We start from the raw sequence: 25,794 nt of genomic DNA, 5'->3' as shown, positions 1-25,794 counted from the left end.
TGAAATATAACCGTTTAAGCTATTAAGGAACCTCTATTAATCGGTAACGAATTAGTAACTTAACTTTGTCATTTCAAGCCCAAAACCTATCTGACACCGAGTTCCAAATAAAGACTACTTCTTTATAAAACATTGTATAGCAACGGATTTAATCGTTTTGCTTAACTTTGCTTTTTACTAATCTTTTTTATTAAAAATAATTATTTTGACACTCCCCCGATTTACTATCCTCTATCTGATCTATGGTCTCGTTCTGGCCGGGGTCGCTGCTGCTCTTCCATTTCTATTTCCGGATACCAGATTATTGGTAGATAAATTCTGGTTATTGTTCGGATTCCTCGGCGGGCTTACATATATCGCGTATTTAACTGCATATATCGGAATCAAAATGGACCCTCAGGCCGGTGTAGTGGCTATTATGGGTTCGATTGTACTCAAAATGATTTTTTCATTGGCTTTTGTGCTGATTTACAGCCTGAACAGCAAAGAAAAGGGGGTAGTTTTTGCACTCAACTTTTTTTCTTTATATTTATTGTTCAGCTTCTTTGAAATATACTCGCTGTTGTGTAACTTGCGCCACCAAAATAAATAGTAAAAATCTGCCAGTAAATGGATTGTAGCCACGTTTTTGATTTTAAAGTTAATAGGTTAACTGTTGTATTTGCGCTTTTTTTAGCGTTTTTCTTTGTAACACCGGTGTTATACGCACAGGAAGACACATCGAACGTAACAGCGACCGCTCATGCCGAACCAGAGGCAGAGAAGAAGTTTAATTTAGGGAAGTTTGCCCTGCACCATATTGCGGATTCGCATAGCTGGCATGTAATCGGAGATACCTATATCGGTCTTCCGGTAATGCTGTATACGAATACAGGTCTGGTTGTTTTCAATTCCAACGATTTCCATCATGATGATGAAGCGAAACTGGTTGTTGAAAAAGGTGGTCAGCGTTTCGTGAAATTGCATGAGAAAATTTATTATGCATCTGAAGCGGCAAATGAGCACGGTCAGTATGTAGAGGTAGATGAAAATCATCATTCTTTAAATAAACGTCCACTTGATTTCTCTATAACTAAAAACGTTTGTACACTGTTCATCTCTGTTTTGGTTATCCTTGCGGTATTCCTGAAAGTAGCCAACGGTTATAAAGTAAGAAAAGGTTTATCTCCGAAAGGATTGCAGTCTTGGATGGAGCCTATCATCTTGTTTGTACGTGATGATATCGCTAAGCCAAACCTGGGCCATAAATATGAAAGATTTATGCCTTACCTGTTAACTGTGTTTTTCTTTATCTGGTTTAACAATATGCTTGGTCTGATTCCTTTCCTTCCAGGAGGAGCCAACCTGACTGGTAATATTGCAGTAACGGTAGTTTTAGCTTCGATTACTTTAATCCTGATTCTGGTTAACGGTAACAAATATTACTGGAAACATATCTTCGCCCCGGACGTTCCATGGTGGTTGTATATTGTTCTGGTTCCGGTTGAGATTATCGGTATCTTTACTAAACCTATCGCTTTGGCTATTCGTTTATTTGCGAACATTACTGCAGGACACATTCTTGTGCTGGCGCTGATCGGATTGATCTTCGTTTTCAACTCGGTGTACGTATCCTTCGTATCTGTTCCTTTTGCCCTGTTCATTGGTGCTATCGAATTACTGGTTGCATTTATCCAGGCATTTATTTTTACCATTCTGTCTGCCCTGTTTATTGGTATGGCGATAGAAGAACACCACTAATTAGAATTTTTAACAATTAATATATATAATCATGATTACAGGAAGTATTGCTGCAATTGGTGCTGGATTAGCTGCTATCGGCGCAGGTGTTGGTATCGGAAAAATCGGTAGTTCAGCTATGGAAGGTATTGCCCGTCAACCGGAAGCTGCCTCTAAAATTCAAACTGCGATGTTAATCGCTGCTGCATTCGTTGAAGCAGTTGCGCTTTTCGCAGTAGTAGTTGCATTAGTGTAACTAAAAGATAATAGTATTGTACTTTGCAGGGTTGCTGCAAAGTACAATCTATCTAACAAGAAATTAGAATTAACCTATATATATTGAGATGGAATTATTAGTACCGGAAATTGGTTTAGTTGTTTTTCAAACAATAGCTTTTCTATTGTTGATGTTTATTTTAGCCAAATTCGCATGGAAACCTGTGCTGGCGGCTATTAAAGAACGCGAACAGACAATTGACGAAGCTTTGAACAAAGCTGAGCTGGCTAAGCAGGAAATGGTTCGTCTGGCTGCGCAAAATGAGGAATCCATGAAGGAAGCCCGTGCAGAAAGAGACCTGATCCTTAAAGAAGCTAAAAACCTTAAAGACACAATTGTTAATGAAGCAAGAGTTCAGGCACAGACTGAAGGCGCTAAATTAATCGAGAAAGCAAAAATTGAAATCGAGAATCAAAAGAAAGCTGCTTTAGCTGAATTGAAAAATCAGGTTTCTTCCCTGTCACTGGATATTGCTGAACGTGTATTGAGAAGCCAGTTAGCAGATCAAGCTAAACAACAGGATTTAGTTGCAGCACTGTTGAAAGACGTTGAATTGAACTAATTCCTTGCCATCAAATTAAAATGAACATGTCAGAAAATAAAGCAGCATCAAGATACGCCAAATCATTAATTGACCTTTCTACGGAGCAAAACTCTTTGGAAGAGATGAAGAATGATATGGTTTTGATTGAGCAGGTTATTGACCAGAATTCTGTTCTGGAGGCTATCCTGCAGAACCCGGTTATTCCATTGGATAAGAAATACGCTATCCTGAATGAAATCCTGAGTAAAAGTGTAAGTCCGATTACAAGTTCATTCCTTAAACTGATCGTTAATAAAGGACGTTCTGCCATTTTATTTGATACGACCAAAGCTTTCATCAGACAATACAATGTAATTAAAGGTATTGTAACTGCAGAAGTTTCTTCAGCTACACCGTTAACTCCGGAGAGCAAAGCAGAAATTGTAACTGTTGTGAAAAGGGAAACCGGTGCAAATGAAGTAATCGTCAACGAAAAAGTTAATGAAAAACTTATTGGTGGTTTTATTCTTAAAGTTGGTGATAAACAATTTGATGCCAGCATCGCTGGAAGTCTAAATAAATTAAAAAAGGAATTTGCCCAGGGTGTGGTTTAATTCCATTATTCAAACAAGAATTACAAAAGAAATAATATAAAATTATGGTAGAGGTAAGACCAGACGAAGTATCGGCAATTATCAGGCAACAATTGTCGGGCTTTAAATCAGAAGCCGAACTTGAAGAAGTTGGTACCGTATTACAAGTGGGTGATGGTATTGCCCGTGTTTATGGTTTAACTAAAGTTCAATCAGGTGAGCTAGTTGAATTTGAAAACGGCTTGCAGGGTATTGTTTTGAACCTTGAAGAAGATAACGTTGGTGTGGTACTTTTAGGCCCGTCAAGCAATATCAAAGAAGGGGATACGATTAAACGTACTAAGAAAATCGCCTCTATCAAAGTTGGTGAAGGTTTACTTGGCCGTGTTGTAAATACATTAGGTGAGCCGATCGACGGTAAGGGACCAATCATTGGTGAAACTTACGAAATGCCGATCGAGCGTAAAGCTCCGGGTGTAATTTACCGTCAGCCGGTTAATGAGCCATTACAAACTGGTATCAAAGCGATTGACGCGATGATTCCAATCGGCCGTGGTCAGCGTGAGCTGGTTATTGGTGACCGTCAAACTGGTAAAAGTGCCGTTTGTATTGATACCATTATCAACCAAAAAGAATTTTATGAAGCAGGTAACCCTGTTTTATGTATATATGTAGCTTGTGGTCAGAAAGCAAGTACAGTAGCAAACGTTGTACGTACTTTAGAAGAAAACGGTGCAATGGCTTATACTGTTGTTGTTTCTGCTTCTGCTGCTGATCCTGCTCCACTACAGTTCTACGCACCTTTCTCTGGTGCTGCTATTGGTGAGTACTTCCGCGATACAGGTCGTCCTGCACTGATTGTTTATGATGATTTGTCTAAACAAGCTGTAGCTTACCGTGAGGTTTCCCTGTTATTGCGTCGTCCACCAGGACGTGAGGCTTATCCGGGTGACGTGTTTTACCTGCACAGTCGTTTATTAGAGCGTGCGGCTAAAATTAACGCGAATGATGAGATCGCAAGAAACATGAACGATTTACCTGAATCCCTGAAAGGTATCGTTAAAGGTGGTGGTTCATTAACTGCTTTGCCTATTATCGAAACTCAGGCTGGTGACGTATCTGCATATATCCCAACTAACGTAATCTCCATTACTGACGGTCAGATCTTCCTGGAGTCTAACTTGTTTAACGCAGGTGTTCGTCCGGCGATCAACGTAGGTATTTCTGTATCACGTGTAGGTGGTAATGCACAGATTAAATCAATGAAAAAAGTTGCTGGTACTTTAAAACTAGATCAGGCACAATACCGTGAGTTAGAGGCTTTCTCTAAATTCGGATCTGATTTAGATGCTGCAACCAAATCTGTACTGGATAAAGGTTCAAGAAACGTGGAGATTTTAAAACAGGGACAATTCTCTCCAATGACTGTAGAGAAACAAGTCGCTATCATTTATATTGGTACTAAAAACCTGATGCGTTCTGTACCGGTTAACAAAATCAGAGCTTTTGAAGCAGAATACCTGCAACAACTGGAACAACGTCACCCACAAACATTAGCTGCTTTAAAAGCTGGTAAACTGGATGATACTATTACATCTGTATTGGAGACCGTAGCTAAAGAACTTTCACCTAATTACTAATAACAAAAGGAAGAAGATTAAAAAAGAATGGCTAATTTAAAAGAAGTAAGAATTCGTATATCATCGGTACAGTCTACCCAGCAGATTACCAAAGCCATGAAAATGGTTTCGGCAGCAAAACTGAAAAGGGCTACTAATGCGATTATACAGTTACGTCCTTATGCGACCAAGCTTAAGGAAATCTTAGGAAATCTTTCTGCCAACCTGGAAGGATCTTCATCGCCTTTTATTGAAGAACGTGAGCCGAACAAAGTACTGATCGTTGCTGTTTCATCTAACAGGGGACTGGCTGGTGCATTCAACATGAATGTTATCAAAACAACCAACAACCTGATAGCTGAGAAATACAGTAAACAATTTCAGAATGGTAATGTAAGCATTGTAGCTATTGGTAAAAAGACTCAGGATTTTTACGAGAAACGTAACTACAAAGTGATCGGTAACCACAATGAGGTTTACGCAGCCCTTACTTTTGAGAACGTAACCAAAATCACCGATATGATTATGGACGGCTTCAAACAAGGCAAATATGATCGTGTAGAATTGGTTTATAACCGCTTTAAAAACGCTGCCGTTCAAATTTTAACCACAGAACAATTGTTGCCTTTACCTAAAAATGAGCAGCCTGTTGTACAAACAAATGTACACCACCAAGTAGATTATATACTGGAACCTTCTCAGGAAGAAATTGTGAAGGAGTTAATTCCTAAATCAATTAAAATCCAGTTATATAAAGCTGTTCTTGATTCTCATGCTTCTGAGCATGGTGCAAGGATGACCTCAATGGATAAAGCAACTGAGAATGCGGGAGACCTGTTGAAAGCGTTAAAGCTTTCTTACAACCAGGCTCGTCAGGCTGCAATTACAACAGAGCTGACAGAAATTGTCAGTGGTGCAGCAGCACTGAACGGATAATAACCGTAAACATATTTTGGAAAAAGGGCTTCTTTATGGAGCCCTTTTTTTGTGCCCGTATAATTTCTTTATTTTTGCACCGGTAAAAGAATTACAATATGAAACAAATGCTTAGAATGGCAGCACTTGCCTGCTTTTTTCCTTTAACACTGGCAGCGCAACAAACAACAGTTGCTTCGCCCGCTAATGATTATGCAATTGCCGTGGCCTGGCAACAGCACTCAGGTGAGTTCAGGGCCTTGTCTTTTCAGGCATTTAACTTTGCAAGGTTATCGCTGGTAAACAGACTGACATCGGCCGATCCGGCTAAAAAGAATTGTGTCATTGTAGATATAGATGAAACCGTACTCGATAATTCACCTTTTCAAGGTCACGAAATACAAAAAGGGATTAGTTACAATTTGAAAGACTGGGGTGAATGGACCAGCCTGGGGGCGGCAGATACTATTCCGGGGGCTTTAAGCTTCCTGAAATTTGCAGCGGACAAACAGGTGGAAACATTCTATATCAGTAACCGTACAGCAGCTGAGCATGCAGGTACCCTAAAAAATCTCCAGAGACTGGGTTTTCCTAATGCAGATGAAGCGCATTTGCTGTTGAACACTGCAACTTCAGATAAAGAGCCCCGCAGACAGATCGTGCTGAAAGATTATAATATTTTACTGCTTTGTGGTGACAATCTGAGTGACTTTAGTAATGCGTTTTACCGCGAGGGCAAGGATACCCGGGAACAGGTAGATGCTGCATGGCAGGAGTTTGGTAATCATTTTATCGTTTTACCGAATCCGATGTACGGTGACTGGGAGAAAATTCTTTATAAAGGTTCGGGGTTAACAGAGGAAGAAAGATCCGCACAGCGTGTGCAGGGTTTGAAGGGGTATGAAATTAAATAATTCTCTTTTAATCATGCCGTTTTAAAAGAAATAATCTTAATTTTGCTAGCAAATTATAAAACACACAAAAATGGAGCAAACGCCAAAACACAATACTAAAAGCATGCAAAATGCAAATGAAACTTCAATATATAAATTATTGATAGTCGGTATCGTTGTCAGCATCGTGGGAGTTTATCTGCGTTTTGCAATGGATTCTACAATACTATCTTTGGTTTCCTGGATAATTTTATTCCTTGGTGCTTTTATCTGCTTCAAAGCGGTATTTAAAATTCTGAATTCTTAAGACAAAATACCGGTTTATAATTCCGGTCTTTATATTTATAAGAAAAGCCCCTGATCGTACTCGTTCAGGGGCTTTTTGCGTTTAAGCAGGTAATCCATTAATGATTACCTGCTTAAACGCTGAATTATTTAACTCTTTTCTGATTGTCTTTTGCAAAAGCTTCCCAGCCGGAATAGGATTTTCCGCTGCCGCTAGTACTCACTCGCTGAAAGGAATGACAGACTGCAACTGCAAGTCCGTCGGTTGCATCCAGGAATTCTGGTGTCTCCTTGAACTTGAGTAGTGTCTGCAGCATTGCAGCGACCTGCTCTTTACCGGCATTTCCATTTCCGGTAATGGACTGTTTAATTTTTCTGGGTGCGTATTCGAAGATTGGAATGTCTTTGGATAGCCCTGCCGCCATAGCAATACCTTGTGCACGTCCGAGTTTAAGCATAACCTGGATATTCTTCCCGTAGAAGGGTGCTTCCAGTGCCATAACATCTGGTTTGTATTGTTCTACAAGTCCTACAGTTTTGGCAAAGATCCTTTGTAATTTAAGGAAATGGTCGTCCAGATGGTCCATCCGTACAATTCCCATACTGATCAGTTCTATTTTGCTCCCCTTCTCCAGGATCACGCCGTACCCCATTACCGAAGTACCCGGATCGATCCCCATGATTACCCTTTCCTTTTTTCCAACCAACATACCGCAATATTAAGCATATTTGCATAATATAATTTAAAGCAATTTGATATCTAAGTATAAAACCATAGTCTCCACACTGCTCAAAGTTAGTATTGTCACCCTGGCGTTCTGGATGATCTATACCAAACTAAGTTCAAACAGTAACCTGAAAGACTTCAGAAAATTGATTGAAGCCATACCGCAGCCGGAAATTACGATGGTTTTGGGTATCGTTGTCTTTTTGATGCTCGTTAACTGGGGACTGGAAGCTTTGAAATGGCGCCGGCTAGTACGGCCGATCGAAAAGCTTAGCCTTTGGAGGTCGCTGGAATCTGTATTCTGCGGACTCACCTGGGCGGTGTTTACGCCGAACAGGATCGGGGAGTATGGAGGGAGGGTGTTTTTTCTCTCACCTAAACGCCGGATTATCGGGGTAGTGGCTATGGCCGTTGGCAATATTGGTCAGATGGTACTTACCAATATCTTCGGTGCCATTGCAATCTGTATATTCCTCTATCGTTTTGCAGATCTGGATTATCGGCTTGAATATGCGCTAATAGCGCTATCTACCATGTTTTGCCTGTTTTTTATTATCTTTTATTTTAATATCCGCTGGCTAAATGGTATTCTGCTGTCTATGCGGTTTACCCGTAAATACAAGAAGTTTTACAGTATCCTGGGGCGTTATCAGAAAAAGGAGCTGTTTAAGATTCTGTTGTTTTGCGTGGCTCGTTATTTGGTATTTAGCACGCAATATTTTATTCTTTTCTTCTGGCTGATTCCTGATTTGTATTATATGGATATTCTGATGATGACCTGTATCTTGTTCTTCGTGCAAAGTACTTTGCCTTCATTGGACTTGTTTGATATTGGTGTCAGAAGTGTAACGGCATCTTATTTCTTTAGCTATGTCACAGATCAGGATGTAGCTGTGATTGCCTGCACGGCAAGTATCTGGCTCATCAATATTATTATTCCTGCTATATTAGGCTCTTATTTTGTTTTTAAACTGAACTTTTTTGGAACTCTTAAACGTAATTAATACGATATCTGTTATTTTAACGCTGGTTTATCTGGTCGTTGTCTTTGGATTTATCCGGGGCTGGGGCAAGCTGATCAGTTTTAAACCGGCGGGTATAAAAGCCCGCACAATGGTTTCGGTAATAATCGCTGCGCGTAATGAAGCCGGCGGTATTAAACGAACTATAGAATGCTTGCTGGCACAGGATTACGATCCGGCGTTAACGGAGCTCATTTTTATTGATGACCATTCTACAGATCGTACGGCAGAGGTGGTCTTGTCTTATGCTTCCCGTGGCGTAAAGTTAATTTCCCTGAAAGCTGATGCTGCGACAAATTCTTATAAGAAAAAAGCTATCCAGACTGCTATAGGGCAGGCAAGTGGTACATTGATTATCACTACTGATGCGGACTGCCGGATGGGTAGCCGCTGGTTGAGTACTGTAGTAGCGTGCTATGAAGAAAAAGGTTATAAAATGATATCTTCTCCGGTGGTCTATGATGAGGAGCGTAGTTTCTTCGAACGTGCACAAAGCCTGGAGTTCCTCTACCTGATCGGGTTGGGTGCTTCCACGATCGGTAATAAAAAACCTTCGACTTGTAATGGTGCTAACCTGGCCTATGAAAAAGAAGCGTTCTATGCCGTTGGCGGCTTTCAGGGGATAGATGACCTGGCTTCTGGTGATGATGAGCTGTTGCTGCATAAAATGGCCGCTGCTGATGATAGTTCAATAGGGTTCCTTAAAAATAAGGACGCAATTGTCTATACCCATGCCAAACCTAATCTGCGGGAATTTCTGCAGCAGCGTAAACGCTGGGCATCTAAAAGTACCCGTTATAAGAATAAGTCTATTATTGTGCTTGGCGTATTTGTATGGCTGTTCAATCTCAGCATTCTGATTAACCTGATTACTGCACTGTTCATGCCGGAGTTCTGGCCGGTACTGGTCTGCCAGCTGCTCCTGAAGATTGGAATAGAATATTATTTCCTGCGGAGTGTCACTGCTTTTGCAGGCAGGACGTCTTTACTTAAATTATTACCGGTCCTCAATTTGTTCCATATTCTATATATCATTTACATCGGTATTGCTGGTAACTCGGGTAAGTACGAGTGGAAAAGCAGGATTGTCCGCTGATATTTTTAAATTTGCAACATGTTATTGAATTGTTTTCAAATAGAACACCTGGAAGCCGGTTGTGATGAAGCAGGCAGAGGTTGTCTTGCCGGACCTGTTTTTGCAGCTGCAGTTATTCTACCAGCCGATTTTATTGCCGGACAACTGAATGACTCCAAAAAACTCACGCATGCACAAAGGGCTGCGCTTCGTCCCTTAATCGAAAGAGAAGCATTAGCCTGGGCGGTTGCTTCTGTAGACAATATCGAGATCGATGAGATCAATATACTCAATGCCTCGTTTCTGGCCATGCACCGGGCTATCGAAAAGCTTCAGCTCAGACCTGGCTATTTAAGCATTGATGGTAACCGTTTTAAATCATTTCCACAAATTCCGCATAGTTGTATTGTAAAGGGAGACGGCAAATATTTAAATATTGCTGCTGCTTCTGTACTGGCCAAAACCCACCGCGACGAATACATGGAAAAGCTGCATCTGGAATATCCGATTTATGACTGGAAACAAAATAAAGGTTACCCCACCAGAGTACACCGCTCTGCAGCTCTGGAACACGGGCTTACGCCATATCACCGTCAAACATTTACTATTTCTTCACCAGACTTCTTTAGCTTTTCCGATAACGATGGGTAATAAACAGAATGGTGCATGAAATATTGGTTAAGACCTGATAAACAGTATTTCCGATTGACTTACGATAAAAGTATTTGCTAATTAGTTTAGTATTTTTATTCGGAAATATTAATTAACTTTGTATTATGCAGGCATTTAATGTAGATAAAGAGAAAACGCTTAACGCTGCGCTCCTTATTCTAAATAAACTTGGTAAGGCAGATTACCATAGGGTTTTTAAAATCTTGTATTTTGCTGAACAGCAACATCTAAAGAATTATGGTCAGCCGTTAACTGGTGACGTTTATCAGGCGATGCCTTACGGTCCCGTTCCGTCGTTTCTTTATGATATTTTTAAAGCTTCAGAAAATCAGAGTTCACCATTCCATGAGGCATTGGAGTTGTCAAAAGCTTTCACTGTAACCCGCAATGAAAAAATTCCTTACGTCACACCCAATCGCGAACCTGATATTGATGAATTATCAGAATCCAATATTGATGCGATTTTAACCTCAATTGATGAGAATCAGCAGTTGAGTTTTAGAGAGATTACCGATAAATCTCATGATTCGGCATGGGCTAAGGCGGAAAAATCCAGTGAAACAGAAATGTCTTATTTAGATATTGCAGAATCTGTTGAGACTGCGCCAGAAATGCTTCGTTATATTTTGCTCAATGCTGAGAATAATAATCTTAGAGTTTCTTAATGTCGCTTTCTGACTCTTTCCCAGCAAATTTTAGACAAGAATTTGTTCAGAGGAATCTTAAAATTGGTTCAGTTATCCGTTTATATGTCAGGGATACTAATCCTCCAAAACAGAAACGTTTTGTCTTAGTTGGACAGTCTTACGACAAATTAATTTTTGCAGCCATTTTTATAAATTCCGAAATAAATCCAAATGTATTTCCTACTCAGGAGCTTAGAGATTTAAACTTAGAATTAACTGCGAAGGACAGGCCTTATCTATCTCACGATTCTTATGCAGATTGCTCAAGTATATATAAACGAGATGCAGATTGGCTATTAACTATTATCGGTGAAGATCCAACAAAAATTATTGGAGAAGTCTCCGGGTTTGACCTAAAAGAGATAAGAGAAAAAATTAAGGCTGCTCGAACTATCACTCCGGCCATCAAGAAAACTTTTGGATTGTTTCTTTAAGTTCAGAGTTTATCGGAAGTTTTACGTGATGTCAACCTAAATTGGCATAAACAAGATGGTTATCGTTGTAAAATACACCATATCACCGTCAGACATTTACTATTTCTTCACCAGACTTCTTTAGCTTTTCCGAAAACGACAGATAATTTGTATTTTGATCGGATTGAAAGCACTAATTCTCAGTAACAGGGTTCCTTTTCCTCCAACCAGTGGTTATCCTATCGTTGTTTACAACACAATGAAAGGCTTATTAAATTTGGGGGCAGAGATTACTTTGTTCTGTATCAACCCAAATTCTCACCGTGTAGATGTGGATGATATTTATGATCCGGTGTTTGAACAGATCAAATTTCATTCTTTTGAACTGGATACGGAGGTTAATCTCTGGGACGCGTTTTTCAATATTTTCAGTAACGATTCTTATAATGTTTCCCGGTTTTATGATGACGATGCAGCTAAGATGTTAGAGAATCTGCTCCGGGAAACTGAGTTTGATGTAATACAGTTTGAGGGGCTCTTTGTTGTACCTTACCTGGATACTGTTAAGCAATATAGCAATGCCAAACTGATTTACCGGGCACATAATATAGTTTTTGATGTCTGGGAAAGACTGGCAAACAGCGAGCGGTTTACACCCCGGCGCCGATACCTGCAATTTCTTGCCCGCCGTCTCAAAACTTACGAAACTGAACAGTTTAACCGCTTCCACCGTATTTTTGCAATCAGTGAACCCGACCGGCATAATATTCTGCAGTTTGGTTGTGAAATACCCATAGATGTTTTCCCGGTTGCACTTGACTTTGAAAAATACCTTATTGATATATCCAAAACGAGCTTTCCAACATTATTCCATATTGGGGCGATGGACTGGCGGCCAAACAAAGAAGGATTGGAGTGGTTCATCGAAGAGATCTGGCCCGATATAGAAAAACTGAATTCTGAGCTCCGGTTTTATATTGCCGGAAAGCGGATACAGCGGCATTTCTATGAATATGATTCCGAAAATCTGGTGATAGAGGGTGAGGTCTTCGATGCCGTTGAATTCATGAATTCCAAAGCAATTATGATTGTGCCTTTGCTCTCGGGAAGTGGGATGCGGGTAAAGATCATCGAGGGAATGGCCATGAAGAAATGTATTATCGCAACCAGTTTCGCCGCAGAAGGGCTCAATTGTAAAAATGGTTATGACATCCTGATTGCCGATACGCCCGATGAATTCTACCGTTGTATTCTGCAATGTCTGACCCGGCCCAACCGCTGGCGGGAGCTGGGTGAAAATGCACGAAAAACTGTAGAGCGTGATCATGATCTGCGGGGTATTTCCAAAAGGATGCTGAATGTCTACACTCAATTAGTAAATGGATAAAAATTATGTACTTTTGCCCTCAATTTTTAAGAGTAAAAGCGCATGAAAAACACCGCATTAACAGATAAACACATTTCATTAGGAGCCAAAATGGTTCCATTTGCAGGATACAATATGCCCGTTCAATACGAGGGCATCAATGCAGAACATGCTACAGTCAGAAAAAGCGTAGGCGTATTTGACGTAAGTCATATGGGTGAATTCATTATTAAAGGTGACAATGCGCTGGATCTGATCCAAAGAGTTGTCAGCAATGATGCTTCTAAATTATATGACGGTAAAGTGCAATATGCTTACCTTCCGAATGAAAATGGCGGTATCGTAGATGATTTACTGGTTTACAGAATCGACGAGAAGACTTATATGCTGGTTGTGAATGCTTCGAATATTGAAAAAGACTGGAACTGGATCCAGAAGTTCAATACTGACGGGGTGGAAATGCACAATATCTCTGAAAAAACATCTTTATTGGCGGTACAAGGTCCGAAAGCTGCTGAGGCTTTACAGTCACTGACTGAAATTGACCTGGCCTCTATGGAGTATTATACTTTTACCAAAGGAAAGTTTGCAGGTGTTGATAATGTGGTCGTTTCTGCTACAGGTTATACTGGTGCAGGTGGTTTTGAAATTTACTGCGATAACGAGCATGCGGAAGCAGTTTGGGATGCTGTATTCCAAGCTGGTGCCGATTACCAGATTAAACCTATTGGTTTAGGTGCGAGGGATACATTGCGTCTGGAAATGGGTTTCTGTTTATATGGTAATGATATTGATGACACAACTTCGCCAATTGAAGCTGGTTTAGGCTGGGTAACTAAATTCACGAAAGAATTTACAAATTCTGCTGCGCTTAAAGCTGAAAAAGAAGCTGGTGTTAAACGCAAGCTAATTGGTTTTGAAATGATTGACCGTGGTATTCCGCGTCATGACTATGAGATTGTTGATGCACAGGGAAATGTAATCGGTAAGGTAACTTCCGGTACGCAATCTCCATCCCTGCAAAAAGCAATCGGTATTGGTTACGTAAATAAAGATCAGGCGAAAGAAGGCAATGAGATTTTTATCAGCATCAGAAATAATGCGATTAAAGCCAAAGTTGTAAAATTCCCTTTTTATAAATAATTAATTATTGCAAATAGCTGCCTCCCTCTTTTTATGCAAAGAAATATTGAAGTCTGCCTGACACCTGCCCTGATCGGTCTATATGATATCACAGAAAGTATAGTTGTGGTGATTGACATTTTAAGAGCTACCTCTTCGATTGTCTATGGGATCGAAAATGGTGCCACCTCCATTATTCCGGTGGCCCAGGTGGAGGAATGTCTGAGTTATGCAGATCAAGGCTATTTATTGGCAGCGGAGCGAAACGGAGAAGTTGTCCCGGGTTACGACTTTGGCAATTCTCCGTTTTCCTATACTGCAGAAAAAGTATCCGGTAAAACTGTTGTCTTAACGACAACTAATGGTACCAAAGCTCTGCAACTTGCCCGGCCGAATGCGAGTCAGGTGGTTATCGGAGCCTTCCTGAACCTGGATGCGCTGTGCGAATGGCTAAAAACACAGGATAAAAACGTGCTTTTGCTATGCGCGGGATGGAAAGATCAGTTTAATTTAGAGGATACTGTTTTTGCTGGTGCAGTGGTTAGTGCATTAAGGGACACTTTCAGCATGGCAGATGATGCAAGTGTTGCAGCAGCAGATCTTTATCAGTTAGCTAAGGACGATTTGAGAGCCTTTATTGGGAAATCGTCCCATTCTCACAGAATGGCAGCCTTAAATATAGAAAAGGACGTAGCGTTCTGCCTTCAGCTGAATACCTGCCAGGCAATACCTGTACTGGAAGGTGAGCGTCTGGTGCGGTTGAAAACGGTCTAATTCTTCGTTTTACTTCTATTCATATTATTAAGCAGCTGCTTGAAACCCAGGTCCTGCTGAATGGTCTTTAGCGTTTCTTCATAGGCGAGCCAGTAAATAGTTTCTGCTTTTTTCATATCGAAAGTGCTGATTTCGCCCATTCCTTTGGGCTCAATCATGAGGTCACAATATCCTGCTTTGCGCTCCATATCTTTATTGACAGACATCATACCGGTTCTGGTCATGAGTTTACGCAGATTGGTAATCTCACCGACTGGTTTAAGGTGGTTGCAGGAAGAGCCAATAATAAAGTCACAATCTTCGAGCAGGGGTTCCACAGGAAAGTTATTTAATATCGCACCATCCACGTACATCTGTCCATCAATCATAATTGGTTTAAAAATCCCCGGAATACAGCTGGAAGCTTGAATTGCACGAATTAAAGGGCCTTCACTAAAATATACGAGTTTACCTTCGCTGAAATTGGTTGTGGCAATAGTCAGCGGAATCTTTAATTTCTCTATCCGGTCTTCGGGAAAAAATGTTTTGAGCAGCTCAGAGGTATGTTCAATATTAATCAGTCCGAGTGTCCCTAATGTTAAAGCGGGGCGAATAAAGCGCAGTAATTTGGTTTCCATAAAGATATAAAGTGCTTCTTCGGGGTCTATGCCTGCCGCATAAAATGCACCTACTATAGAACCTGCACTCGTGCCGCTGATATGGCTGAAGGTAATGCCCGAATTAATTAATGCTTTTAATACACCGAGATGGGCAATTCCCCTGATACCTCCTCCGGATAATACAATTCCTACTTTAGTCATATCTGCTCTCTTTTCTTGCTGCTTTTATTCTTGTTAATTCTTCATTACTATCAGGATACTGCTATTGTCAATGGTGTATCCTGATTTTCATTAGTAAGCTATTTATGACACGGAATAATGTTTGTAACTGGTTTATTCCCCCGTCTGCCCGAAATAAATGACAGGACAAATAGAAAAAATAGATAGATTTGAACTCTATTAACGTTATTCATGACTAACAAATATAATCAGAACGTTGCGGAAACCTCAATAGCATCCGGCTAAAATGTAAGCATCCGCATCCTGATTATTACAAAATCTTAAATATTGTAAATTACACATGATGAAAAAATTACTGACTATCCTTTTATTTTCCCTTCTTGGTAGCGGCGTATTTGCACAAAATTTTACGGGTCCGGATTATGGTTTCCGTTTAGGTCTTACTGCCCACCCGAATTTCGGCTGGTATAAGCCAGAAACTGGTAAAAGTAACGGGGTTAATGTAGGGTTTGCCTACGGTATGATGGCCGACTTCAATTTTGCAGAGAATTATAGTATCGCTACCGGTATTACAATAACCACAATCAACGGCAGGACAACGGAAGTTGGGAGAAACACCGCTTTTGCCGACGGTTCTCAAAACAGGTTATTCGACCTGAAATATATGATGCAGTATGTGGAGGTTCCGTTGACAGTTAAATTAAAAACTGATAAAATGGGAGAGTCACGCTGGTATGGACAGTTTGGTTTGTCGAACGATTTTAAAACTAAATCCCGCATGGATACCAGACCGGATCCTGTCGATAAAAGAGAAATAAATCAGGGAACAAAATTCTACCGTGCTGGTTTAATCATTGGTGGTGGTTTGGAATATGATATCGCAAACCATACGAGCGTCGTGATCGGATTAACTTTTAATAACGGATTTACGAATATAACTTCTGACAGTAACCGTTCTGTAAAGAACCATTATTTCGGACTTAATTTAGGGATGTTTTTCTAAGTAGCAAATCATGAATATTACCCTTGCACAGCTCAACTACCACATTGGTAATTTTGAGCAGAATACAAAATCAATTATAGAGCAGATCAGCGCTGCTAAAGCAGAGGGTTCAGACCTGGTTGTTTTTGCGGAACTTGCTGTTTGCGGTTACCCGCCCCGGGATTTCCTTGAATTCGAGGAATTTATTAGTCTTTGTGAAGCTGCAGCTACGCAAATAGCCGCTGAGTGTATGGGGATTGCCTGCATTATTGGATTGCCGGTTAAGAATGTGCAGCCTGCTGGTAAGGATCTTTATAATGCAGCTTATTTTATTGAAGATGGCAAGGTTAAAGCTATTGTTAAAAAGGCTTTGCTGCCTAATTACGATGTTTTTGATGAATACCGGTATTTTGAGCCGGCTACTGAATTTGACTGTATCGAATACAAAGGTTACAGAATAGCGCTTACGATTTGTGAAGATCTCTGGAATATTAATAATAATCCTTTATATATCTCTAATCCGATGGATGAGCTGATTCTACAACAGCCAGACCTAATGATTAATATTGCAGCTTCTCCGTTCTCTTATCTTCACGATGAGGAAAGAAGGCAGGTACTGTCAGATAATGCAGCAAGGTATAAATTGCCGCTGTTATACGTCAACCAGGTGGGTGCACAGACAGAGCTGATTTTTGACGGCGGTTCTATGGCCTATGACAGTCAGGGGCAATTGCTGGATGAAATGCCTTATTTTGAAACTGCTTCCCGAACTTACCGTTTTGACGGAAAAGGTTTTCCTGATTTAAAACCGGTAGCACACCAGCCTGTAAGTGATATTGCACAAATCCATGATGCGCTGGTAATTGGTATTCAGGATTATTTCCGCAAATCTGGTTTCAGTAAAGCAGTACTGGGTCTTTCTGGTGGAATTGATTCTGCGATCGTATGTGCGCTAGCCTGCAGGGCACTGGGACCCGAAAATGTAATGGCTGTTTTAATGCCTTCTAAATATTCTACGGATCATTCGATTAAAGATGCGCTGGATCTGGTAGAAAACTTTGGGTGTATGCACCAGATCATTCCGATTAAGGAGGCAGCCGACGCATTCGACCTAATGCTGGCACCTGCTTTTCAGGGTTTACCTTTTAACCTGACGGAAGAAAATATCCAGGCCAGAACCAGAGGTGTAGTCGTAATGGCTATGTCTAACAAGTTTGGTTATATCCTGCTGAATACATCTAATAAAAGTGAATGTGCAGTTGGCTATGGTACTCTATATGGTGACATGTGCGGCGCAATTGGTGTCATCGGTGATGTTTATAAAACGCAAATCTTTGAGCTGGCCCGTTATATTAATAAGGATAGGGAGTTTATTCCTGAAAATACGATAGTTAAGCCGCCTTCTGCTGAGCTTAGACCTGATCAGAAGGATTCAGATAGTCTCCCTGATTATGATACGCTGGATGCGATCCTTTATCAGTTTATTGAACTGCGTAAGACGTCTGCCGCAATTATTGAACAGGGGTATGACGCAGAATTGGTCAGAAAGGTTATAAAAATGGTAAATGGTGCAGAGTTTAAACGCTACCAGACCCCACCCATCTTAAGGGTGTCTCCAAAGGCTTTCGGACAAGGCAGAAGAATGCCTCTTGTCGGGAAATATCTTCCTTAAACCGGAATTAAATTTACGAAAAAAGCTCATCAGCAAACCATTATGGAATGTCGATGAGCTTTTCTTATTAAGGGTGTTTTATGCTTTTTTTCTACTGAATGCTTTCAAGGGAATCAATAGTGCCAGCCCGATGCCGCAAAGGCTGAGCAGCTGAGCGATGATATCTCCGCTTTTGGTATAAAAGGTGAGCTGGTCGTTCAGATTCACATCCATCTTCAGCGCATCTCTTTTCCACCATCCTGATTGTTTAACAACGTCCCCGCGCTGATCAATAAAACCTGAAATACCAGTGTTAGCAGAGCGGACTACCCAGCGGCGGGTTTCTATCGCTCTTAGTTTGGCATACAGGAAATGCTGATCTTTTCCGGAAGTATTTCCCCACCAGCCATCATTAGTGATAATCGCAATAAGCTGCGCACCGTCTTTAACGGATTGACCGATCCAGCTACCCCAAAGTGATTCATAACAGATAACAGGGCTTACGCCTACGCCACTCTGTGAATAAAAAACGCCAGGATCGTCCTGCCATCCCCAGCCGGATACTGTCCCGCCCAGGCCTGCGAATACAGGGGAAAGGAACGATAATAATTTAGGGAAAGGCATTTTCTCAACACCAGGAACCAATTTGGATTTATGATAAAACTGCACATTCGGGGAATTCTCTAACTGTACAGCAGTATTAAAATGATCGTAATAACGTCCGCTGTTTGGATCCAGGGATGATGAAATAGTTTTTTGCTCGTTATAAAAACGCATGGTTTCCATCCCGGTTATCAGGGTACCGTTTTTATACCGGTTTAGAAACTGCTGTAAGCTGTGGAACTCACGGCTGTCTCTGATCTTCTCTTCGTCAACATAGCTAGGGAGTGCCGTCTCTGGCCAGATGAAATATTCTGTATTGACCTGCGCAACTGAATCGGATAATTTAGTTAAGATATCTAGCTGGTTGGCCGTGGACATACCACCCATTTTCTCATAGGGGTCTATATTGGGTTGTACCACAACAACATTGACCGGCATCGGTTTTTCCTGGTAATTGTAATATTTGGCCAGTGAAATTCCTACTGGGATTAATACGAGCAGCAACCAGCCAAGTCCAGTCCTGATTTTCAGGTAACCGGTATTTTGCTGATAACTTTTCCAGGCTTCAAAAGCGAGAATATTACTCAGAATGATCCATACGGAACCGCCATACACACCGGTAGTTTCATACCATTGTGCAAGCTGATGCATTCCTGCGAGTCCATTACCCAGAGTCATCCAGGGGAAGGCAAGGTCCCAGGATGCATGGAGATATTCCATACTTACCCAAAAGCTGACCAACCCGAAATATGCTAGTTTTGGGCTGGCTGTAACTAATTTAAGGCGGTAGAACAACCAAAAGGCAAAGGTCATCAATAGGGCACCCAAACCATAGGGAATGAGTGACACCAGAAGGGCTACCACAGGATTGTTATAAGCACTTATGGCGTTATATACCCAGTAAATGCAGGCTGTATTCCAAACCAGAAAAGTTAATCCTGCTGTCAGGAAAACCTGCTTTCCTTTTTTCGGGCCTGGTTCTGACATAATCCTGCTGATTGCTATAAACAGGGGAACCAGGGCAACTAATAATAAAGGGGTCGTGTAGGGAATTGGTGGCCAGGCCAGCCAAAGTAGAAAAGCACTGGATAGTGCCAGTGCATAATTTGATTTTATCTTCATCAGAGACTATAGATCAGCTAAAATACTTGCTTTCTTGGCTTCGTATTCTTCCTGGGTGATCAGTTGTTTATCGTAAAGTGTTTTGAGTTTTCGGAGTTTCAGCGTGGTTTCATCTTCTGGTTCCGGGGCAGGTTCAGGAGCTGGGATGTAAACTACGGGTTCTGGTTCCGGAATACTTTCCTGTACCGGAATTTCTGTGATAACCAGCGGTTGCTGTGGTTGCTGCTGCTGTGCGGCACGTCTTTCTTCCAGTTCTGTATTTCGCTGCTGTTCTTTAAAAGCCTCAAGCTGCTCGTAGGCGGCCTGGTAAAGTTTACGTGCCTGTACTTTTGGGATGTATTCTGTAATGATATTCTCTCCGTGCTGCGGTACACAAATGAACTTAGAACCGAAGAGTTCTTCTTTAAAGGACACTTCTTTAATGCTTTTCCAGGAAATATCCTTGAAGTTCATAGTGATACCGAAATTAGCTGGTTCACAATAAAAGATCCTTTTATTACTTACTACGATGCAGTCGGGAAGCAAGTTTACTGCTGGTTTTTTCTGTACAGCCAGATAAAGAAGTTCTTCGCCGGTAACCAGCATATCACTCAGTTTGCCTAATACTTTTTCAACAGCTTTAGGATCTTGCTCATCATTTAAAAATCTTTCGGTTATATTCATTTTATACCTTTTTATCTGTTTACCCTGTTTTTAATTTGTTTACCTGTTGTCCCATTCGGAAATTTGATTCTTCAGGGAATTCTCTGCAAAGGCTTTTCTGGATCTTAATCTTCGTCTTCTTCGGGCTGATCTTTACGGTAACTTCTTTTCTCCTTTTTCTGAGGCTCCCTGCCAGCGACACAAATTACGAATTCACCCTTTAAGATATTGTTTTCGAAATGTGATTTTATTTCAAGAATCGTACCTCTTACTGTTTCTTCATACATTTTTGTCAGTTCCCGGCTCACGGATGCCTGGCGGTCTTCACCAAAATAAGTACAGAATTCTTCCAGAGTCTTTAGCAGGCGGTGCGGGCTTTCGTATAAGATGATAGTCCTTTCTTCTGCAGCGAGTTTAGTCAGTTTAGTTTGTCTTCCTTTTTTAACTGGCAGGAACCCTTCAAAAACAAAGGAATCAGTCGGCAGGCCTGAATTAACCAGTGCAGGGACGAATGCTGTTGCGCCAGGCAGGCATTCTATTGGTAAATCGTGCTTGAGAACTTCCCGTACGAGGAAAAAACCGGGATCAGAGATTGCCGGCGTCCCCGCATCTGAGATCAGGGCTACTTGTTTACCTTCCTTCAGAAAACGTATAATTTCAGCAGTAGCCTGGTGTTCATTGTGCTGATGATGGGAGTAGGCTTTCTTGTCTATTCCGAAATGTTTTAGCAGTGGTGCGCTTGTCCTGGTGTCTTCTGCCAGGATCACATCAGCTTCTTTCAGGATACGTATTGCTCTGAATGTCATGTCTTCCAGGTTCCCGATCGGTGTCGGTACCAGAAATAGTTTGCCGCCTGTGGTATTCTCCAAAACTTGTTATATTTGCTGAAAAAAATAAATAATGCTGCAAGTTAACTATATCCGCGAAAATAGAGAGAAAGTTTTAGAACGCTTAAGCGTGCGTAATTTCAAACAGCCAGAGCTGGTTGATGAAATTATCAGAATTGATGAAGAACGCAGACAAACTCAAACTTCACTGGATAACCTATCTGCTATTGCAAATTCAAGCGCCAAACAAATTGGTGAACTGATGCGTAATGGTAAGAAAGAGGAGGCAGAAGCGATTAAACAAACTACATCAGCTAACAAGGAACAGATTAAACAGCTGTCAGAGCAATTGTTAGCGGCCGAACAGCAGTTGCATCAGGCTCTGGTTCAGTTACCTAACCTTCCAGCTGAAGCTGTGCCTGCAGGCACTACGCCGGAAGAAAATGAAGTTGTTTATACACACGGAAGCCCTGCTGTATTACACGAAGGTGCTGTTCCGCACTGGGAACTGACGGCTAAATATGATATTATAGATTTCGAACTTGGTACTAAAATAGCCGGCGCAGGATTCCCGGTTTATAAAGGAAAGGGAGCACGTCTGCAAAGAGCGCTGATTAACTTCTTCCTGGACCGCGCGACGGAAAGTGGATACCGCGAAATGCAGGTACCTTTAATGGTAAACGAAGCTTCTGGTTTCGGCACCGGACAATTACCGGACAAAGAGGGGCAGATGTATCACGTAACTGAAGATAATCTGTACCTGATCCCTACTGCGGAGGTTCCTGTCACTAATTTGTACAGGGACGTTATTCTAAAAGAGGAAGATCTGCCAGTCAAGAACACGGCTTATACACCATGTTTCCGCAGAGAGGCTGGTTCTTATGGTGCACATGTGCGCGGATTAAACAGGCTGCACCAGTTTGATAAGGTGGAGCTGGTACAAATCGTTCATCCTGAGCAATCTTACGCAGTATTGGAAGAGATGAGCCTGTATGTGCAATCCTTATTAAAGGAGCTTGGACTGCATTATCGTGTATTACGTCTTTGTGGTGGTGATATGGGCTTTACTTCTGCTATGACTTATGATATGGAAGTGTGGAGCGCTGCACAGCAACGCTGGCTTGAGGTTTCTTCTGTATCTAATTTTGAGACTTATCAGACGAACAGACTTAAGTTGAGATATAAAGGTCATACGGGTAAAACTCAATTGGCACACACGCTCAATGGAAGTGCATTGGCTTTACCACGTATTGTCGCTGCTATTCTGGAAAACTGTCAGACACCGGAAGGTATCATACTGCCGGAAGTATTGGCTGCATATACAGGATTCGACAGAATTGATTAATAATCACTCCTAGTTTAAAGGGCATTCATTTTTGGTGAATGCCCTTTTTTTATTTAGAGACCGCCAGCTTTCCGGTATTACCGAAGCGTTCTGCGGATTCTGCATAAACACCTTTTTTGAAAAAAGCTTCAAGTTTTTCGTTGAATTCCCCACCATGGTTTGAATTAGCAAAAAATACATAACCGTCTTTACGCTCCATATTTATCCGGTAATAGGATTGGAAATTTCCATTATCTCCGCGATGGTTATTATCTGGTGTAGTTAAACCTGGTCTGACGGATAGACCAAGACACCAGGCTGTGTCGCCGTCATGATCTGCAGGATCAGAGAGTACGACCTGAGCTTTAAAGAATTCTTCTATGCTTTGACGGGAAAGGCCCGAGTCATTCATGAGTGCTGTCAGAAATTTAGCATACGTAAGGGCCTCTGTATGTAAACCTCCGGCCGCACCAAACCAAGTTGAGTCCTGGCCGACTATCGAAGCTGGCCAGTTGTCGCGTGCCTTCTCATCGACATAACCTGTAACTTTGTGTTTGGTAATGAAAGGGTTGGTGCTAAACCAGGCATATGGTAAACCCATAGGTGCCGAGACTTCCCGCTGGAATAATTTATCGAGTGTCTGCAGACTATTTTTAGTTAATTGTGCAATAACCTTGGCCAGATAATAATAGCCTTCTCCGGAATAAGAAAACTCTGTTCCCGGTTTAAATTTTAAATACAAGTCCCCTTTTGGGATATTTCTGCTACTATCGGCGAAATTGCGCGTTCGCCAATTTGGAAACCCTGCAGTATGGCTCAATACCATACGTGCCGTGATTAATTTATAACGTTCGTCGTATGCAATATCAGGATAGGGCAGATAGGTGTGTAAAGGTGTATCCAGACTCAGAATGCCCTTATCTACGAGTCTGAGTACAAAATATGTGAACATAGTTTTAGATAAGGACGCGGCCTCAAAAATGGATGATTTGTTTATCCGTGTATGTTTAGCCAAATTGGCGCTGCCAATTGCACGGTGAAATACAATTTTCCCATCATTGATTACTGCTATGGATAAGCCAGGAACTGCGCCTGAATCTATTTGTTGTTTTAGAAACTCATCCATTGCCTTCTCTGAAACATAAGTTCCATTTAATGTTCTGATTTGCGTGTAAGCATTTGTCCATAATAGGAGCAAAAGGATCAATGTGAAACCTGTTCTAATCATTGCTGACGTTCTCATGGCCATAACTGATTACCCGGGCAAGTTTCCACAAACCGTCTTTAAATTCCCAAACCTGTACAAATTTGTATGTTCCGCTGATCTTTTCCTCCTGGCCTTTATTGGTATGGTAAAAACGATGGGTGCCGATTTCAACTGCTCCATATCCTTTTAGCGGGTGTACTTCAAGACTGCTTTTTATAAGCTCACGGCGAATGTGGTTACCTCTTTCACACATTTCTTTAATAGATAACATTTCATTGGCAGCTCCTTTTGTGAAGCCCCCCAGATCATGGTAAAATTCCAGGTCGTCTTTTATAAACTTCCGGTATGTAATGCTGTCACAGTTATTGAAGGCCTGAAACATCAGGCTGTCTGCTTTAAAAATTTCCTGATATAAAGGGGTCTCTGCAGTTTTATTCTGTTGAGAAAAGCCTGCATGTGCGCAAAGCGTCAATAGGCCAAGCATAATGGTTTTACGGATCATCATCGATAAGTTTTTGTAATGTTTGATGAGCCTATGCCAATCCAAATGCCATGATAGAATACCCTTATCAGGGGTTCTTAAATGCGGATTTTGCGCTTGAAGTGTTCATTAATGAACATATAGATGTCCGTTAATATTCGATGTAAAATAGAAAAGGCGTTCAATAACTGAACGCCTTTTATTATAAGTTTTTGGTGATTCTTACAGAACCAGGATCAGTACCAGGATGATAATGATAATAGCACCCACAGAAAGATAAACACCTCCGCCTAAAGCACGGGCCTGATGTTTCATTTCCTTAAGTTCTTTACGCAGTTCTTTTTTCTCTGCTTTGGAAAGATTAGACTTATCCATGGATTTAATTTCTTCCACACGATTTGTAATTCTTTCTAATTTTGCCTTCTGCTCGACGGTCATTTCTACCTTATCTTTAGTAGTCGCAGCAGAAACTGTGTTGACACTGATACCTAACATGAAAATCAGCGTAAGGGAGTAAATTAATTTTTTCATAGTTCTAAATTTTTGATTGGAGATGATTGTTATTTCTGGATAACAAAAAACCTACCAATTTCCTGGTAGGTTCTTTTTAAGGGTGATAAACATCCTTTTTCAATCATTATACTGATTCTATTGCTACTATAACCCCGATTTATCTGAAGGGAGTGTAGTTTACAATAGGCATTATTTAATTTCGAATACAGTATTCATCTGGTAGTTTAATTTGATTTTTTTGAAGTCAATATCCGGGGATACCATTCCACCAGAAGAATCTTCAGCCATTGATTTCATCATCATTGGGCTTGAACGGTAGTTCATCTGTGGAAATGACTCATTATTGATCTCCTGGATGTCTAGTGGCGCACCAAGCTGAGAACCTATTGCTTCAACCAGATATTGAGCTTTCTCCTTAGCGTTCTGTAATGCTTTAATTTTTAATTCCTTTTTTAGTGCTTCTATTTTGGAGTAATCAAAGCTTTCAATGTTAGTATAAGCAATGCCTTTTGGGTCAATCGCTGCCATTAGCTGGTTCCATTTGTTCAGGTCAGTTACTTTTAGTCGGTATTGTTTACTTACTAAAAAGTCAGGGTTTTTCTTTTTCTCAGCAATTGTGTTATAGCTGGATAAATTATTGATCATCAGGTTTTCCGATGGAATCCCCGCTTTTTGTACGGCATTAAAAAGCTGTGTTTCTAATTCGTTAATTTCAACTTTTTTCTTGCTGTTTCCATCTTTAAGATACTCCTTAAGTGAGATGCTCAGGTAGATGATATCCGGGGTAACTTCGGTCTCAGCAGTACCGTTGACAGATATTTTCTTACGTAAATCGGCTTGCGCCAGAGCATTGAAACTGAAAAGGGCAACGATAGCCAGGGTTAATAATTTTTTCATGATACTAATTTTTGTGTGTTTAATGAATAGATGTAAAAATCGTGCCGTTTCCATAACACTAGATTTAAATTCACAAAAAAAGCTA

At 40.9% G+C, this 25,794-nt stretch carries 29 protein-coding genes; 20 read left to right on the top strand and 9 right to left on the bottom strand.

Going from position 1 to position 25,794, the window contains the following annotated elements:
* Nucleotides 1-205 precede the first annotated feature (205 nt).
* The 9 genes from BM192_RS16245 (at nucleotide 206) to BM192_RS16205 (ending at nucleotide 6,846) form a co-directional block, all read left to right on the top strand.
* Nucleotides 206-592, top strand: a complete 387-nt coding sequence (locus tag BM192_RS16245) for a hypothetical protein (RefSeq protein ID WP_037438454.1) — start codon at nucleotides 206-208, stop codon at nucleotides 590-592.
* Nucleotides 593-609: 17 nt separating this feature from the next.
* Nucleotides 610-1,740: a F0F1 ATP synthase subunit A gene (gene atpB, locus BM192_RS16240; RefSeq protein ID WP_037438453.1), complete on the top strand. Its 1,131-nt coding sequence runs from the start codon at nucleotides 610-612 to the stop codon at nucleotides 1,738-1,740.
* A 34-nt stretch (nucleotides 1,741-1,774) separates the two neighbouring features.
* Nucleotides 1,775-1,975 (top strand): ATP synthase F0 subunit C, encoded by a 201-nt coding sequence (gene atpE, locus BM192_RS16235; protein WP_037438545.1) that lies wholly within the window; start codon nucleotides 1,775-1,777, stop codon nucleotides 1,973-1,975.
* An 88-nt stretch (nucleotides 1,976-2,063) separates the two neighbouring features.
* A complete protein-coding gene (gene atpF, locus BM192_RS16230) occupies nucleotides 2,064-2,558 on the top strand; it encodes a F0F1 ATP synthase subunit B (protein WP_037438452.1) in 495 nt (164 codons plus the stop codon).
* Nucleotides 2,559-2,584: 26 nt separating this feature from the next.
* Nucleotides 2,585-3,133 carry an ATP synthase F1 subunit delta gene (gene atpH / locus BM192_RS16225; protein WP_037438451.1) on the top strand — a complete coding sequence of 183 codons (549 nt, stop codon included), beginning with the start codon at nucleotides 2,585-2,587 and terminating at the stop codon, nucleotides 3,131-3,133.
* Nucleotides 3,134-3,177: 44 nt separating this feature from the next.
* Nucleotides 3,178-4,752: a F0F1 ATP synthase subunit alpha gene (atpA, locus tag BM192_RS16220; protein ID WP_037438450.1), complete on the top strand. Its 1,575-nt coding sequence runs from the start codon at nucleotides 3,178-3,180 to the stop codon at nucleotides 4,750-4,752.
* A 27-nt stretch (nucleotides 4,753-4,779) separates the two neighbouring features.
* Nucleotides 4,780-5,667 (top strand): ATP synthase F1 subunit gamma, encoded by an 888-nt coding sequence (gene atpG / locus BM192_RS16215; protein ID WP_037438449.1) that lies wholly within the window; start codon nucleotides 4,780-4,782, stop codon nucleotides 5,665-5,667.
* A gap of 98 nt (nucleotides 5,668-5,765) precedes the next feature.
* The gene (locus BM192_RS16210; protein WP_037438448.1) at nucleotides 5,766-6,560 is read left to right on the top strand and encodes a 5'-nucleotidase, lipoprotein e(P4) family; all 795 of its coding nucleotides are present in this window, start codon (nucleotides 5,766-5,768) and stop codon (nucleotides 6,558-6,560) included.
* Nucleotides 6,561-6,630: 70 nt separating this feature from the next.
* The gene (locus tag BM192_RS16205) at nucleotides 6,631-6,846 is read left to right on the top strand and encodes a hypothetical protein (RefSeq protein ID WP_037438447.1); all 216 of its coding nucleotides are present in this window, start codon (nucleotides 6,631-6,633) and stop codon (nucleotides 6,844-6,846) included.
* Nucleotides 6,847-6,970: 124 nt separating this feature from the next.
* Here BM192_RS16205 and ruvC read toward each other — a convergent pair whose 3' ends face one another.
* Nucleotides 6,971-7,534, bottom strand: coding sequence for a crossover junction endodeoxyribonuclease RuvC (ruvC, locus tag BM192_RS16200; protein WP_037438446.1), 564 nt, complete (start codon nucleotides 7,532-7,534; stop codon nucleotides 6,971-6,973).
* A 43-nt stretch (nucleotides 7,535-7,577) separates the two neighbouring features.
* On the opposite strand from ruvC, the gene BM192_RS16195 reads away from it, so the two are divergent.
* From BM192_RS16195 to BM192_RS16160, 8 genes are all read left to right on the top strand, one after another.
* A complete protein-coding gene (locus tag BM192_RS16195) occupies nucleotides 7,578-8,555 on the top strand; it encodes a lysylphosphatidylglycerol synthase domain-containing protein (RefSeq protein WP_037438445.1) in 978 nt (325 codons plus the stop codon).
* Nucleotides 8,533-9,669: a glycosyltransferase family 2 protein gene (locus BM192_RS16190; RefSeq protein ID WP_037438444.1), complete on the top strand. Its 1,137-nt coding sequence runs from the start codon at nucleotides 8,533-8,535 to the stop codon at nucleotides 9,667-9,669. Before BM192_RS16195 ends, BM192_RS16190 begins: the two co-directional genes overlap by 23 nt.
* A gap of 18 nt (nucleotides 9,670-9,687) precedes the next feature.
* Entirely contained in the window at nucleotides 9,688-10,299 is a 612-nt protein-coding gene (locus tag BM192_RS16185) for a ribonuclease HII (RefSeq protein ID WP_037438443.1), read from the top strand.
* A gap of 125 nt (nucleotides 10,300-10,424) precedes the next feature.
* Entirely contained in the window at nucleotides 10,425-10,985 is a 561-nt protein-coding gene (locus tag BM192_RS16180) for a Panacea domain-containing protein (RefSeq protein WP_037438442.1), read from the top strand.
* Nucleotides 10,985-11,440 (top strand): hypothetical protein, encoded by a 456-nt coding sequence (locus BM192_RS16175; RefSeq protein ID WP_037438441.1) that lies wholly within the window; start codon nucleotides 10,985-10,987, stop codon nucleotides 11,438-11,440. The genes BM192_RS16180 and BM192_RS16175 overlap by 1 nt, the downstream gene beginning before the upstream one ends.
* A 163-nt stretch (nucleotides 11,441-11,603) precedes the next feature.
* Nucleotides 11,604-12,806: a glycosyltransferase family 4 protein gene (locus BM192_RS16170; protein WP_037438543.1), complete on the top strand. Its 1,203-nt coding sequence runs from the start codon at nucleotides 11,604-11,606 to the stop codon at nucleotides 12,804-12,806.
* Between the two features lie 42 nt (nucleotides 12,807-12,848).
* The gene (gene gcvT / locus BM192_RS16165; protein WP_037438440.1) at nucleotides 12,849-13,928 is read left to right on the top strand and encodes a glycine cleavage system aminomethyltransferase GcvT; all 1,080 of its coding nucleotides are present in this window, start codon (nucleotides 12,849-12,851) and stop codon (nucleotides 13,926-13,928) included.
* A 33-nt stretch (nucleotides 13,929-13,961) separates the two neighbouring features.
* The gene (locus tag BM192_RS16160; protein ID WP_037438439.1) at nucleotides 13,962-14,681 is read left to right on the top strand and encodes a 2-phosphosulfolactate phosphatase; all 720 of its coding nucleotides are present in this window, start codon (nucleotides 13,962-13,964) and stop codon (nucleotides 14,679-14,681) included.
* Here BM192_RS16160 and BM192_RS16155 read toward each other — a convergent pair.
* Nucleotides 14,678-15,481, bottom strand: coding sequence for a patatin-like phospholipase family protein (locus BM192_RS16155; protein ID WP_037438438.1), 804 nt, complete (start codon nucleotides 15,479-15,481; stop codon nucleotides 14,678-14,680). The two genes, BM192_RS16160 and BM192_RS16155, sit on opposite strands and share 4 nt — an antisense overlap.
* A 319-nt stretch (nucleotides 15,482-15,800) precedes the next feature.
* Between BM192_RS16155 and BM192_RS16150 the strand changes: the two genes are divergently transcribed.
* Nucleotides 15,801-16,463 carry an outer membrane beta-barrel protein gene (locus BM192_RS16150; RefSeq protein ID WP_234797575.1) on the top strand — a complete coding sequence of 221 codons (663 nt, stop codon included), beginning with the start codon at nucleotides 15,801-15,803 and terminating at the stop codon, nucleotides 16,461-16,463.
* 10 nt (nucleotides 16,464-16,473) lie between these two features.
* Nucleotides 16,474-18,114, top strand: a complete 1,641-nt coding sequence (locus BM192_RS16145) for an NAD+ synthase (protein ID WP_037438436.1) — start codon at nucleotides 16,474-16,476, stop codon at nucleotides 18,112-18,114.
* A 78-nt stretch (nucleotides 18,115-18,192) separates the two neighbouring features.
* Here the strand turns inward: BM192_RS16145 and lnt are convergent, their stop codons facing one another.
* The 3 genes from lnt to rsmI all read right to left on the bottom strand — a co-directional run bounded on the left by lnt (nucleotide 18,193) and on the right by rsmI (nucleotide 21,329).
* Complete coding sequence (gene lnt / locus BM192_RS16140) at nucleotides 18,193-19,818, bottom strand: apolipoprotein N-acyltransferase (protein WP_037438435.1); 1,626 nt, start codon at nucleotides 19,816-19,818, stop codon at nucleotides 18,193-18,195.
* A 6-nt stretch (nucleotides 19,819-19,824) separates the two neighbouring features.
* Entirely contained in the window at nucleotides 19,825-20,481 is a 657-nt protein-coding gene (locus tag BM192_RS16135) for a PH domain-containing protein (RefSeq protein ID WP_037438434.1), read from the bottom strand.
* A 104-nt stretch (nucleotides 20,482-20,585) separates the two neighbouring features.
* On the bottom strand, nucleotides 20,586-21,329 hold the full coding sequence (gene rsmI, locus BM192_RS16130) for a 16S rRNA (cytidine(1402)-2'-O)-methyltransferase (protein ID WP_051759630.1): 744 nt from the start codon (nucleotides 21,327-21,329) through the stop codon (nucleotides 20,586-20,588).
* A 31-nt stretch (nucleotides 21,330-21,360) separates the two neighbouring features.
* Here rsmI and serS point away from each other — a divergent pair, with 31 nt between their 5' ends.
* Nucleotides 21,361-22,632 (top strand): serine--tRNA ligase, encoded by a 1,272-nt coding sequence (serS, locus tag BM192_RS16125; RefSeq protein WP_037438433.1) that lies wholly within the window; start codon nucleotides 21,361-21,363, stop codon nucleotides 22,630-22,632.
* Nucleotides 22,633-22,681: 49 nt separating this feature from the next.
* Here serS and BM192_RS16120 read toward each other — a convergent pair whose 3' ends face one another.
* The 4 genes from BM192_RS16120 to BM192_RS16105 all read right to left on the bottom strand — a co-directional run bounded on the left by BM192_RS16120 (nucleotide 22,682) and on the right by BM192_RS16105 (nucleotide 25,709).
* Entirely contained in the window at nucleotides 22,682-23,854 is a 1,173-nt protein-coding gene (locus BM192_RS16120) for a serine hydrolase domain-containing protein (protein ID WP_051759628.1), read from the bottom strand.
* Complete coding sequence (locus BM192_RS16115; RefSeq protein ID WP_051759627.1) at nucleotides 23,832-24,323, bottom strand: nuclear transport factor 2 family protein; 492 nt, start codon at nucleotides 24,321-24,323, stop codon at nucleotides 23,832-23,834. The genes BM192_RS16120 and BM192_RS16115 overlap by 23 nt, the downstream gene beginning before the upstream one ends.
* Nucleotides 24,324-24,521: 198 nt before the next feature.
* Entirely contained in the window at nucleotides 24,522-24,830 is a 309-nt protein-coding gene (locus tag BM192_RS16110; RefSeq protein ID WP_037438432.1) for a seryl-tRNA synthetase, read from the bottom strand.
* Nucleotides 24,831-25,001: 171 nt separating this feature from the next.
* A complete protein-coding gene (locus BM192_RS16105; RefSeq protein ID WP_037438431.1) occupies nucleotides 25,002-25,709 on the bottom strand; it encodes an SIMPL domain-containing protein in 708 nt (235 codons plus the stop codon).
* Between the last annotated feature and the right edge of the window lie 85 nt (nucleotides 25,710-25,794).

The organism is Pedobacter antarcticus, from assembly GCF_900112985.1.
GTDB lineage: Bacteria > Bacteroidota > Bacteroidia > Sphingobacteriales > Sphingobacteriaceae > Pedobacter > Pedobacter antarcticus.
The sequence above is the reverse complement of the archived record's forward strand: the minus strand, read 5'-3'. Positions and strand labels throughout refer to the sequence as shown.